This window comes from Rhodococcus sp. S3 (assembly GCF_058211795.1).
Genome location: NZ_CM177074.1, coordinates 3,720,025 through 3,733,904, shown reverse-complemented (window position 1 = coordinate 3,733,904; position 13,880 = coordinate 3,720,025). Strand labels below are relative to the sequence as shown.

Here is a 13,880-nt window from a genome sequence, read left to right as displayed (position 1 = left end):
CGATGTGGTGGGGCCGCTTCGGCCGGCCCCACCACCTCGGCGGACGAGTCCCCGCGGGATGCGCCGGTAACGTCGGGAGTGGTCGGAGAGATGAACCCCATGGGGTTACTGCCGAGTAAGTTCGCCCGTCTCCGGCGGGTGACTATGCTTGCTCGGTTCGCAGACGCGACCGTTGGGATCGAAAGCGAAGGGTATGGGCTTTTTCATGCGTTCACGACACGATGGCAGCTCGAACGGGGCCTCTCCGGTGAACGCATCCTCTTCGTCCGATTTCCCGTCGGAGACGCAACCCCGCGAGACGCAGGACGGTGCCCGCAGCCGGGCACCGCGTCCCGAACGTGCACCCCGTCCCGAACGCGCGCCCCGGCCCGAGCGCGCACCCCGCCCCGAACGCGGCGCACGCCCCGAGCGCGCTGCGCGCCCGGCGCGCGGCGAGCGCGCCCGTGGTCGTCGTGGTGTGTTGTTGCCGCAGTTGTTGGTGTCGGCGGTGGAGTCGGCCGGTGATGCGGTGGCGGTGGTGGAGGGTTCTCGGTCGTTGTCGTATCGGGAGCTCGATGCGGTGTCGTCGCGGTGGGCGCGGTGGTTGATCGGTCGTGGGGTGGGGCCGGGGGATGCGGTGGTGGTGGCGGTGCCGCGGTCGCTCGAGTCGGTGGTGGTGTTGTGGGCGGTGGCGAAGTCGGGGGCGACTTTTGTGCCGGTGGATCCGGGTTATCCGGCCGAGCGGGTGCAGTTCATGGTGGCCGATTCGGGTGCGGTGTTGGCGTTGACGGTGGCGTCGGTGGCGCAGGTGGTGGCTGAGGCGGCGGGGTCGGTGCCGGTGGTGGCGGTCGACGAGGTGTCGGTGGCTGCGCAGGTGGGGCAGTTGTCGTCGCGTCCGGTGTCGTATGCGGATCGGGTGCGTTCGCTCGAGCTGTCGGATGCGGCGTGGATGATCTATACCTCGGGGTCGACGGGGCGGCCGAAGGGTGTGGTGGTCTCGCATGCCGGTGTCGGTGGGGTGATCTCGGCCGAGCGTGAGCATTTCGGGGTCGATGCTTCGTCGCGGGTGTTGCATGTGTGTTCGCCGAGTTTCGATGTGTCGTTGCTCGAGTTGGGGGTGGGGTTCTCGGCGGGGGCGACGGTGGTGGTGGCGCCGGCGGGGGTCGGTGGTGGTCCGGATCTGGCGGATGTGATTGCGTCGCAGTCGGTGTCGCATGTGTTCATGACGCCGGGTGCGTTGGGGTCGATGGATCCTGCGGGCTTGGACGATCTGCGTGTGGTGGTGGTGGCGGGGGAGTCGTTCACCCCGGATCTGGTGCGGCGGTGGTCGGTGCCGGGTCGGCGGCGGTTCTTCAATGCCTATGGTCCGACGGAGACGACGATTCTGGCGACCTCGTCGGCGGAGTTGGTGTCCGATGCGCCGGTGGTGATCGGGTCGGCGATCGCGGGGGTGGGGGCGTTCGTGCTCGATGAGCGGTTGCGTCCGGTGCCCGAGGGTGTGGTCGGTGAGTTGTATGTGGCCGGGGCGCAGGTGGCGCGGGGTTATCACGGTCGGTTCGGGTTGACCGCGGCGCGGTTCGTGGCCGATCCGTTCACTCCGGGGGCTCGGATGTACCGGACGGGGGATCTGGTGCGTCGCGGCGCCGATGGGGTGTTCGAGTATGTGGGGCGCAGTGATTTCCAGGTCAAGATCCGGGGGTTCCGGATCGAGTTGGGGGAGATCGATGCGGTGTTGTCGTCGGTGCCGGGGGTCGGTTTCGCGGTGACGGTGGGGGCGGCGTTGGCGTCGGGGGAGTCGGCGTTGGTGTCGTATGTGGTGCCCGAGGCGGGGGTGGTGCTCGATCCGGGGCAGGTGCGCGCCGCGGTGGGGGAGGTGTTGCCCGGTTATATGGTGCCGTCGTCGGTGACGGTGCTCGACGAGGTGCCGTTGACGCCGGTGGGGAAGGTCGATCGGGCGGCGTTGCCGGCGCCGGTGTTCGAGGTGGCCGAGTATCGGGCTCCGCGGACGCCGGTGGAGGTGGCCGTCGCCGAGGAGGTCGCGCAGGTTCTGGGGGTCGAGCGGGTCGGGTTGGACGATTCGTTCGTCGATCTCGGTGGTAATTCGTTGGCGGCGACGCGGTTGGTGGCGCGGTTGTCGGCGCGGTTGGGGTATCGGGTGGCGGTGCCGGTGGTGTTCGAGGCGTCGTCGGTGCAGGAGTTGGCGGCCCGTCTCGACACCGCCGATACCGGGGCCGGTGCCGGGAGTGTGGTGTTGGCGGCGCGGCAGCGTCCGGAGCGGGTGCCGTTGTCGTTGGCGCAGCAACGCATGTGGTTCCTCAACCGGCTCGAACCGCATTCCGCCGTGAACAACATCCCTGTGGCCATTCGTCTTTCGGGACGACTGGACGCCGATGCGCTGCAGGCGGCGGTCTCCGACGTGGTGGAACGCCACGAATCGCTCCGTACCGTCTACCCCGAGATCGACGGTGTCGGCTACCAGCAGGTGCTGCCCGTCGCGGACGCGGTCGTCGAGGTCCGTCCCGAGACCGTCGGAGCCGACGAGGTCCCGGCCCGGGTCGCCGAAGCGGTCACTACCGGTTTCGATGTGACGCAGCAGGTTCCGATCCGAGTGCGCCTGTTCTCCGTGGCCCCGGACGAGCACGTGCTCGTCGTCGTGGTGCACCACATCTCCGCCGACGGCTACTCGATGGGACCGCTGACCCGCGACGTGGTGACGGCCTACGCCGCGCGTGTCGCGGGCGGGGAACCCGGATGGGCACCGCTCGAGGTGCAGTACGCGGACTACACACTCTGGCAGCGCGAGGTCCTCGGCGAGGAGTCCGACCCCGAGTCGCTCATGGCGCGCGAGACGGACTTCTGGACGCGGACCCTCGCGGATCTGCCCGAAGAGGCGACGCTGCCGTCCGATCGTCCCCGGCCGGCCGTCGCGAGCTATCGGGGTGCCTCGCACCGACTCACCCTCGGCGAGCGGGTCCGCGCAGCGATCGCCGATCTCGCCCGCCGCAGCGGCGCAACGGAATTCATGGTCGTCCACGCCGCGCTCGCCGTGCTTCTCGCCCGGCTCGGCGGTGACGACGACATCACCATCGGCACTCCCGTCGCCGGCCGCGGCGACGCCGCGCTCGACGATCTGGTGGGCATGTTCGTCAACACCCTGGTGCTGCGTACACCCGTCGAACCCGATGCGTCCTTCGGTGATTTCCTCGACTCGGTGCGCACGGCCGACCTCGAGGCGTTCACCCATGCCGACGTGCCGTTCGAGCGGCTCGTCGAGGTGCTCGATCCGCCTCGTTCGCAGGCGCGCCACCCGCTCTTCCAGGTGATGCTCACCTTCCAGAACATGCCGGTCTCGCAGCTGGAACTGCCCGAGCTGACCGTCTCCGGTATCGACTTCGACGCGCAGGTCGCCAAGTTCGATCTGCAGGTCACCGTCGCGGATGTCGTCGACGCCGCCGGCGATCCTTCCGGCCTCGTGGTGGAATTCAACTACGCCACCGAACTGTTCGATCATCAGACCGTCGCCGCTGTCGGAGAACGATTCTCGCGGATCCTCGAGGCGGTCACCACCGATCCGCGCGTCGCGGTCGGCGACGTGCCGCTCGTCACCGACGGCGAGCTCGACCGCATCCTCACCGAGTGGAACACGCTCGGCGAGTCCGTCCCGGTCGCCGAACCGGCCACGCTCGCTGCCCGTTTCGACGTGGCCGTCCGCGCGCACGCCGCGAATGCCGCGGTGACCCACGGGGAGACGACCCTCACGTACGCCGAACTCGGTGCCCGCGCGAACCGGATCGCACGCCGACTCGTCGCCGCAGGCGTCCGACCGGGCACGCTCGTGGCGGTGGCCCTGCCGAGGACCGAGGACCTCGTGGTCGCCCTCACCGCGGTCGTACTCTCCGGCGGCGCCTACCTGCCGATCGACACCGCGCATCCGCAGGATCGCGTGCGGTACATCCTCGACCAGGCGCGGCCCCGTGTGATCCTCACCTCCGATGCACTCGGCGACGAGCCCGGAGCGGACGCATTGCGCGGCAGCGGAATCGAGATGCTCGACGTCGCCGACGCACAGAACGACGACTCGGTCTCCACCGATCCGCTCACCGATACCGACCGGATCGCATCGCCGCAACCGGACGATCTCGCGTACGTCATCTTCACCTCCGGTTCGACCGGCCGCCCCAAGGGTGTCGCCGTCACGCACCGGAACGTGCTGACCCTCTTCGCCAACGCCGAGCCCCGCTTCGGCTTCGGCCCGGACGACGTGTGGACGTTGTTCCACTCCTACGCCTTCGACTTCTCGGTGTGGGAACTGTGGGGACCGCTGCTGTACGGGGGCCGGCTCGTCGTCGTCGACTACCTCACCTCCCGGTCACCCGAGCTGTTCGCACAGCTCGTCCGCCGCGAGGGCGTCACGGTGCTCAACCAGACGCCCTCGGCGTTCTACCAGTTCGACGAGGCCGATCGCACTCTCGCCGCCGACACGGCACCGCTCGCGCTGCGCTACGTCGTCTTCGGCGGCGAGGCACTCGACCCGGCCCGGCTCGCGGGCTGGTTCGATCGTCACCCCGCCGGCCCACAACTGGTGAACATGTACGGCATCACCGAGACCACGGTGCACGTGTCGTACCAGCCCATCGACCGCACCCTCGCGAAGGCCGGTGCCGCCAGCGCGATCGGACGGTCGCTTCCCGGACTGGACGCCTACGTCCTCGACCGGCGCCTGCATCCCGTGCCCGCCGGCGTGCCGGGCGAGCTGTACATCTCCGGCGACCAGCTCTCCCGCGGATATCTCGGACGCCCCGACCTGACGGTCGCGCGCTTCGTCGCGAACCCCTTCGGTCGCGGTCGCCTCTACCGCACCGGCGACATCGCGCGGTGGAACGGTGAAGGCATCCTCGAATACGCGGGTCGCAGCGACTCGCAGGTCCAGCTCCGCGGCTTCCGCATCGAACTGGGCGAGATCGAGTCGCAGCTACTGCAGGCTCCGGGTGTCGCACAGGCCGTCGCCATGGTCCGGGACGACGGACTCGGCGAACGTCTCGTCGGTTACGTCGTCGCCCGCACCGGTGAGACCGTCGACGCGGCCGCGGTGCGCGCGCACGCGTCCGAATTCCTCACGGGGTACATGGTTCCCGATGTGGTGACCGTGCTCGACGAACTGCCGCTCACGGTGAACGGCAAGCTCGACCGGCGCGCTCTCCCCGCACCCCGCATCGACATCGACGCCGATCGTTTCCGCGAACCGGCCACCGAATCGGAACGGATCGTCGCGCAGGTCTGGACCGAGGTGCTGGGCATCGAACGCGTCGGTGCCGACGACTCGTTCTTCGACCTCGGCGGCAACTCCCTCGTCGCGACGCGGGTCGTCGCGCGCATCAACGAGGCGACCGGAGCGAGCCTGGCCATCCGGGAACTGTTCGAGGATCCCACCGTCGAGGGTCTGGCGGCGCGCGTCGACGCCGGCGGTTCCGATCGGGCTGTGCCGGAACTCGTCGCACGGCCGCGTCCCGATCGCATCCCGCTCTCGCTCGCGCAGCAGCGCATGTGGGTGCTCAACCAGCTCGATCCGGGCTCCGCGACCTACAACATCCCGCTCGCCATCCGCCTGAGGGGTGCGCTCGACATCGATGCGCTGACCGCAGCGGTGGGCGACGTCGTCGAGCGTCACGAGACGTTGCGCACCGTCTACGCGCAGGACGAGCAGGGCCCCTTCCAGAAGATTCTGGATGCGGAGTCGATGCCGCCGCTCGAGGTGATCCGGGTGGCCTCCGAGCAGGAGGCATTCGAGGCCGTGGTCGACGTCGCCGCGCAGGGATTCGACGTGTCCTCCGAGCCACCCGTGCGCGGTCGCCTCGTCTCGATCTCTGCCGGCGGCAGCGCCGGCCCGGTCGTCTCCGACGATCATGTCCTCGCGCTCGTGGTGCACCACATCTCGGCCGATGGCGCCTCGCTCGTGCCGTTGGCGCGCGACCTCATGGAGGCCTACGTCGCCCGGCTGTCCGGATCGCGCCCCGATCGCCCGCCGCTCGAGGTGCAGTACGCGGACTTCGCGACGTGGCAGCAGGAGACCTTCGGCGACGCCGAGAACCCCGACTCGCCGGCAGGCCGCCAGCTCGCCTACTGGAAGCAGCAGCTGGCCGGGGTGCCGGACCTGCTCGACCTTCCCACCGACCGGCCGCGCCCCGCGGTACCGAGCCTGCGCGGGGCCACGGTCTTCACCGAGGTCGACGCGTCGACCCGGCAGCGGCTCGAGGCACTGGCGACCGAGAACCGCGCGTCGTTGTTCATGGTCGTCCACGCCGCGCTCGCCGTCCTGCTCGCGCGGATGAGCGGTTCGCGCGACGTCGTCGTGGGCACCGCTGTCGCGGGACGCGGCTCACGGGTGCTCGACGACATCGTCGGCATGTTCGTGAACACACTCGCGCTGCGCACGGACGTCGATCCGGGCGCGCATTTCGCCGACATCCTCGGACAGGCACGCACCGCCGATCTCGAAGCGTTCGCGCACGCCGACATCCCGTTCGAGCGCATCGTCGACGAGGTCGTCGCCACCCGGTCGCCGGCACGTCATCCCGTCTTCCAGACGATGCTCTCGTTCCAGAACCTCGAACCGGCCCGGCTCGAACTGCCCGAGCTCACGGTGGAAGCACTCGATTCGGGGGTGCTCGCCGCGAAATTCGACCTGCAGGTGACCGTGGAGCCGCTCGCCGACGACAACGGCATGCGGATCGCGCTCACCTACGCCGTCGATCTCTTCGACGAGACGACGGCGCAGGCACTCGCGCAACGCTTCGTGACGGTCCTCGACGCCGTTGCCGCGGATCCCGGTTCGGTGGTCGGCGACATCGAGGTCCGGACCGAGACCGAGCGCGAGGCGGCAACCACCTCGGTCGCCGTTCCGGTGCGGGAAACCGCTCTCGAGACGGTCGACCGGACCGTCGTCCAGGAGTTGCAGATCGCGGTCGAGTCCGATCCCGAGGCGCCCGCCGTGGTGGTGGGCGACACCGAGCTCGGCTTCGTCGACGTCGAGCGCCGGTCGTCGCAGTGGGCCCGGTACCTCATCTCCCGCGGAGCGGGTCCGGGTCGCACCGTCGCCGTCGACCTTCCGGTCGGTCCCGACCTGATCGTTGCGGTGTGGGCCGCCGTCAAGACGGGAGCCGCCGTCACGGTCGACCCCACGGTCACTGCCGACCACGTGCTGACCACCCTCGCACGCAGCGACGATCTGCCGTCCTCGGTCGCGGGGACGTTCGTCGACGATCCGGAGACGCTCGCCCTCGTCGCGGAGCAGCCGACCCGCTCGATTGCGTACACCGACCGTTCCGGTGTCCTCGGCCCCGATGACACGGCCGTCCGGACGAGTGAACTCGAGCTCACCCACGGTGCGGTCGTCGCGGCGCTGCGGCGCGGCCGGAAGGATCTCGATCTGACCTACGAGTCGCGGGTCCTTCTCGCCGGTTCCCGCCTCGACCAGTGGACGGTCTTCGCCGTCCTGGCCGCGGCGATCACCGGTGCCGTCGTCGTTCCCGCCGGTCCCGACCATGATCCGGGCATCCTCGTCGACGAGGAGTGGGTGACCCACGGCTTCGTCCCGGCCGACGAACTCGCCGCTCTGCCCGACACCGAGGATCTCGTGGCGGTCGTCGTCACGGACGGACCGGCGCACGACGGTGCGGAGCTGTCCGCCGGTCTCGCCGGCAAACTCTCCGACCTGCGTTCCCCCTGGGTCCTGCAGGAATGATTGCGGAAAGGTAACTTTACTTCCCGGCCGAGTTCGTTCGGGGTGTCCACGGCCGGAAGGAGAGCTGTTCCGTGTTGCACAGAGGTCTTGTCGGGGGCCGAGCACGCTCGGGGACGCGCACACGGATGGGGGAACCCACCGCATGAGGGCACGGAGCCAGGACCGTGCTCGCCCTCGTGCTCCGCGTATGACCCGTGGTCGTCGTGGTGTGTTGTTGCCGCAGTTGTTGGTGTCGGCGGTGGAGTCGGCCGGTGATGCGGTGGCGGTGGTGGAGGGTTCTCGGTCGTTGTCGTATCGGGAGCTCGATGCGGTGTCGTCGCGGTGGGCGCGGTGGTTGATCGGTCGTGGGGTGGGGCCGGGGGATGCGGTGGTGGTGGCGGTGCCGCGGTCGCTCGAGTCGGTGGTGGTGTTGTGGGCGGTGGCGAAGTCGGGGGCGACTTTTGTGCCGGTGGATCCGGGTTATCCGGCCGAGCGGGTGCAGTTCATGGTGGCCGATTCGGGTGCGGTGTTGGCGTTGACGGTGGCGTCGGTGGCGCAGGTGGTGGCTGAGGCGGCGGGGTCGGTGCCGGTGGTGGCGGTCGACGAGGTGTCGGTGGCTGCGCAGGTGGGGCAGTTGTCGTCGCGTCCGGTGTCGTATGCGGATCGGGTGCGTTCGCTCGAGCTGTCGGATGCGGCGTGGATGATCTATACCTCGGGGTCGACGGGGCGGCCGAAGGGTGTGGTGGTCTCGCATGCCGGTGTCGGTGGGGTGATCTCGGCCGAGCGTGAGCATTTCGGGGTCGATGCTTCGTCGCGGGTGTTGCATGTGTGTTCGCCGAGTTTCGATGTGTCGTTGCTCGAGTTGGGGGTGGGGTTCTCGGCGGGGGCGACGGTGGTGGTGGCGCCGGCGGGGGTCGGTGGTGGTCCGGATCTGGCGGATGTGATTGCGTCGCAGTCGGTGTCGCATGTGTTCATGACGCCGGGTGCGTTGGGGTCGATGGATCCTGCGGGCTTGGACGATCTGCGTGTGGTGGTGGTGGCGGGGGAGTCGTTCACCCCGGATCTGGTGCGGCGGTGGTCGGTGCCGGGTCGGCGGCGGTTCTTCAATGCCTATGGTCCGACGGAGACGACGATTCTGGCGACCTCGTCGGCGGAGTTGGTGTCCGATGCGCCGGTGGTGATCGGGTCGGCGATCGCGGGGGTGGGGGCGTTCGTGCTCGATGAGCGGTTGCGTCCGGTGCCCGAGGGTGTGGTCGGTGAGTTGTATGTGGCCGGGGCGCAGGTGGCGCGGGGTTATCACGGTCGGTTCGGGTTGACCGCGGCGCGGTTCGTGGCCGATCCGTTCACTCCGGGGGCTCGGATGTACCGGACGGGGGATCTGGTGCGTCGCGGCGCCGATGGGGTGTTCGAGTATGTGGGGCGCAGTGATTTCCAGGTCAAGATCCGGGGGTTCCGGATCGAGTTGGGGGAGATCGATGCGGTGTTGTCGTCGGTGCCGGGGGTCGGTTTCGCGGTGACGGTGGGGGCGGCGTTGGCGTCGGGGGAGTCGGCGTTGGTGTCGTATGTGGTGCCCGAGGCGGGGGTGGTGCTCGATCCGGGGCAGGTGCGCGCCGCGGTGGGGGAGGTGTTGCCCGGTTATATGGTGCCGTCGTCGGTGACGGTGCTCGACGAGGTGCCGTTGACGCCGGTGGGGAAGGTCGATCGGGCGGCGTTGCCGGCGCCGGTGTTCGAGGTGGCCGAGTATCGGGCTCCGCGGACGCCGGTGGAGGTGGCCGTCGCCGAGGAGGTCGCGCAGGTTCTGGGGGTCGAGCGGGTCGGGTTGGACGATTCGTTCGTCGATCTCGGTGGTAATTCGTTGGCGGCGACGCGGTTGGTGGCGCGGTTGTCGGCGCGGTTGGGGTATCGGGTGGCGGTGCCGGTGGTGTTCGAGGCGTCGTCGGTGCAGGAGTTGGCGGCCCGTCTCGATACCGGCACCGCCGGTGCCGGGGTCGGGAGTGTGGTGTTGGCGGCGCGGCAGCGTCCGGAGCGGGTGCCGTTGTCGTTGGCGCAGCAACGCATGTGGTTCCTCGGACGATTCGATTCTTCTGCGGCATACAACATTCCGATCGTCGTCCGGCTGACCGGAGATCTCGATGCCGAGGCGATGCAGGCGGCGGTGCGCGATCTCGTCGCTCGGCACGAATCGCTCCGCACCGTCTACCCCGAGATCGACGGTGTCCCGGTGCAGGAGGTCCTTCCGGTCGAGGCGTTCCTGCCGGAGCTCCTGCCGGTCGAGGTCGAACTCGACGCCGTGCAGTCCGAGGTCGACGCAGTCCTCTCGACCCGGTTCGACGTCACCCGTGAGGTTCCGGTTCTGGCCCGACTGCTCCGGTGCAGCGGCAGTGTCGAAAGCGGCCGTGACGCAACGGAACACGTGCTCGTCGTGGTCGTCCACCACATCGCCGCCGACGGAGCGTCGCTCGCGCCGCTGACCCGCGACCTCGCCGCCTTCTATGCCGCCCGCGCGACCGGGACCACGGCGGAGCTGCCGCCGCTGGCCGTCCAGTACGCGGATTACGCACTGTGGCAACGGGATGCGCTCGGTGATGCATCCGACCCGGAATCGGTCGCCGCGCGGCAACTCGACTACTGGCGGCGCGCCCTCGACGGGTTGCCCGACCAGCTCGATCTGCCCACCGACCGTCCCCGGCCGACCGTGCAGTCGCACCGCGGAGGTAGTGTCGACGTCGAGGTCGACGCCCACGTCCACGAGCAGTTGCGCGAACTCGCCGCGCGTCACGGTGCGACCCCGTTCATGGTCGCCCAGGCCGCCTTCGCGGTGATGCTCGCCCGGTTGTCGGCGACGCGCGACATCGCCATCGGTACCCCCGTCGCCGGGCGCACCGATCCACTGCTCGACGACCTCATCGGCATGTTCGTCAACACCCTCGTCTTCCGGACCGTCGTGGACCCCGCTGAATCCTTCGACGAACTCCTCGACCGCAGTCGCGCGACGGTGCTGGAGGCCTTCGACCACGCCGACCTGCCGTTCGAGCGGCTCGTCGAAGCGCTCGATCCGGCCCGATCCCTGGCACGGCACCCGCTCTTCCAGGTGGGCCTGTCGTTCCAGAACCTCGCACCGTCCCGGCTCGACCTTCCCGGTCTGTCCGTCGAGAGTCTGGTCCCCGACACCCGTATCTCGCAGTTCGACCTGCATCTGCTCGTCGGCGAGCGCGTCGACCAGGACGGACGGTGCGGTGGGCTGGCGGGTCGGCTCACGTATGCGGCCGACCTGTTCGACGAGGAGACCGCCCGCTCGTTCTCGTCCATGTTCACGCGCGTGCTCGCCGCACTCGTGGACTGCCCGTCACGTCCCGTCGGCGATGCCGACATGATCGGAGAGAGCGAGCGGACCAGGCTGCTCGACATCGGCAGGGGAGAGCACTGCAGTCCGGACGCATCCGTCCTTCCCGATCCGTTCCGGGCGCACGCCGATCGTCGCCCCGATGCGATCGCCCTCGTCCACGAGGGAACGTCGGTGTCCTACAGGGAATTCGACGAGCGCGTCAACCGGTGTGCGCGTGCGCTGATCGCGGCCGGTGTCGGCCCCGAGACCCGGGTCGGCCTCATGATCGGGCAATCCGTCGAGCTGGTCATCGCGATGTACGCGGTGTCCGTCGCCGGCGGAGCCTACGTTCCACTCGACCCCTCCCTGCCGTCCGGACGCATCGCGCAGATCGTCGCGGCCGCCGAACCCGCCGTCGTCGTGCGTGCGGGTGGGGCGTCCGCGGACGTCGATCTCGGCGGTGCTGCGGTGATCGAGGTCGACGATCCCACCCACGCGAGACTGTCCGCGGCGCCGGTGACCGATGCCGAGCGGCTCGCCCCGCTGCGACCGGAGAACATCGCGTACGTCCTGTTCACCTCCGGTTCGACGGGGGTCCCCAAGGGTGTTGCGGTCACCCATCGTGCGGTCACCAATCAGATGCGTTGGCTGCGGGAGCGGTTCGACCTCGGACCCGACGACGTGTCGGTCCTGCACACCCCGGCGACCTTCGACCTGTCGGTCTGGGAGTTCTGGGGCTGGTCGACGTGCGGTGGCCGGCTGGTGATCGCCGACCGGGGACGCCACCCCGACCCTCGCGTCATGATCGCCCTGCTCGAACGCGAACGGGTCACCACCTTCCACGGGGTCCCGACGATGCTCGGCATGCTCCTGTCGGGGGTCGAGGACCGACTCCCGTCGACGCTTCGGCGTGTGCTGTCCATCGGCGAGTCCCTGCCCGCCGCGACCGCGCGGGAGTTCGCGGCCCGCAGCGACGCCGAACTGGTGAATCTCTACGGGCCGACGGAAGCGGCCGTCTCGGTGACCGATCACCCGGTGACCGACGCCGACGTCCACGGCGTGCCGATCGGGACACCGGTGTGGAACACGGGCGTCCACGTGCTCGACGACCGTCTCGGTGCGGTCCCGCTCGGCGCGGTCGGGGAGTTGTACCTGTCCGGCGAGCAACTCGCGCGCGGCTACGTCGCGCGGGCAGGTGAGACCGCCGGCCGGTTCGTCGCCGACCCCTTCGGCAGCGGAGGGCGTCTCTACCGGACCGGGGACCTGGTGCGCTGGGTGACGACCGCACGCGGACCCGAACTCGACTACGTCGGTCGCCGGGATCTCCAGGTGAAGATCCGTGGGTTCCGGATCGAGCTCGGTGAGATCGAGGACGCACTCCGGGCATGCCCCGGCGTCGCTGCCGCGGCGGCAACGGTGCAGCAGGACGCACATCGTGGCGACCGCGTGGTGGCCTTCGTGGTCACCTCGGACGGCACCGCACCGGACACCGCCGCCCTGCGGACCTCACTCGGCGAACGGTTACCGAACTACATGGTGCCGGTCGACATCCGCGCGATCGACTGCCTGCCGAAGGGGAGCACCGGCAAACTCGACCGGAATGCCCTCCCACTCGTCCCGGCCGCGCCGGCCGAGCACCGTCCGCCCGCCACCGCCGTCGAATCCGCCGTGGCGAAGGTGTTCGGGAAGGTCCTCGGCATCGAGTCGGTCGGACGTGACGACGACTTCTTCCGCTCGGGCGGTACCTCGTTGGTCGCGGTCCGGGCGGTCAGCGAACTCGCGGCGGCGCTGGAGCGTCCCGTGCCTCTCGAGTGGTTGTTCGCCCACCCCGTCGTCGCCGAGCTGGCGGAGCGAATCGAACGTAGCGAGCGCGACGGTGAGGAGTCGGCGTCCACGGCGTTCGACGTCGTGTTCCCCCTGCGCACGGGACCCGCCACCGGTGAGCCGGTCTTCTTCGTCCACCCCGTCGTCGGCCTCGCCTGGGGATTCTCGCGGCTCGCGGAGTTCGTCGAGGCCGGTCGTCCGGTCTACGGACTGCAGTCTCCCGCGCTGTCGGGCACCGAGGAGCTTCCCGGATCGATCCGGGAGTGGGCGGCCCTGTACGTGGACGAGATCCGGCGCGCACATCCCGACGGTCCCTACCACCTCGTGGGGTGGTCGATGGGCGGAGTGATCGCGCACGAGATGGCCGTGCAACTGCAACGACGCGGGAGCTCCGTCGGCTCCCTCGTCCTGCTCGACGCGCACGTCCCGGCCCCGCTGCCGGAGTCCGTCGATCCGCAGTCGGTGGCCCTCGCGGCGCTGAGCGGTCTCGACAACGGCGACCGCGCGACGCCGCATGTCGGGGATATCACATCGATTCTCGAGCGTGTCGAACACGGTGGCGACGTCTTCCCGTCCGTCGAGTCGTTGCTCGCCGGTATCGGCCACTCGTTCGACGTCCTCGAACGGCATCTGCCGGAACGCTTCGACGGCGACCTGCTCTTCGTGGGGTCGCGGAGTTCGTCGTCGCCGGAAGACGATTCCCGGCGGGACTGGACCGAGTTCGTCACCGGACGGGTACATCGCCACGACATCGACGTGTCCCACTGGGCGATGACGGGAGAGCATGCGTGTCGCACCGTCGGACCACTCCTCGCCGCCTGGTGCAACCGACGCGTATGTCCGAATTGTGAAGCCTACGAGCGCGACTCGACACTCCGTGTCGGCGATTGAAGTGGCAGCGTCTGTACTACTGTGCAAAACTCGTGTAGTTCGGCGAACGTGATCCGGCTGTCGGGGGCCTGATCACGTCGATGCGCTAGGACGCGTGCCTGTTTCGGCGTGCGTTGATCAGCCGTACCGTCCCCCGGCGCG

General features: G+C 69.5%; 2 protein-coding genes. Both read left to right on the top strand.

The features are described from left to right. The first annotated feature begins 193 nt into the window (after positions 1-193). The gene (locus AC0LPE_RS17415; RefSeq protein ID WP_490604886.1) at positions 194-7,720 is read left to right on the top strand and encodes an amino acid adenylation domain-containing protein; all 7,527 of its coding nucleotides are present in this window, start codon (positions 194-196) and stop codon (positions 7,718-7,720) included. Between the two features lie 214 nt (positions 7,721-7,934). Then, the gene (locus AC0LPE_RS17410; protein WP_490604885.1) at positions 7,935-13,739 is read left to right on the top strand and encodes an amino acid adenylation domain-containing protein; all 5,805 of its coding nucleotides are present in this window, start codon (positions 7,935-7,937) and stop codon (positions 13,737-13,739) included. Positions 13,740-13,880 lie beyond the last annotated feature (141 nt).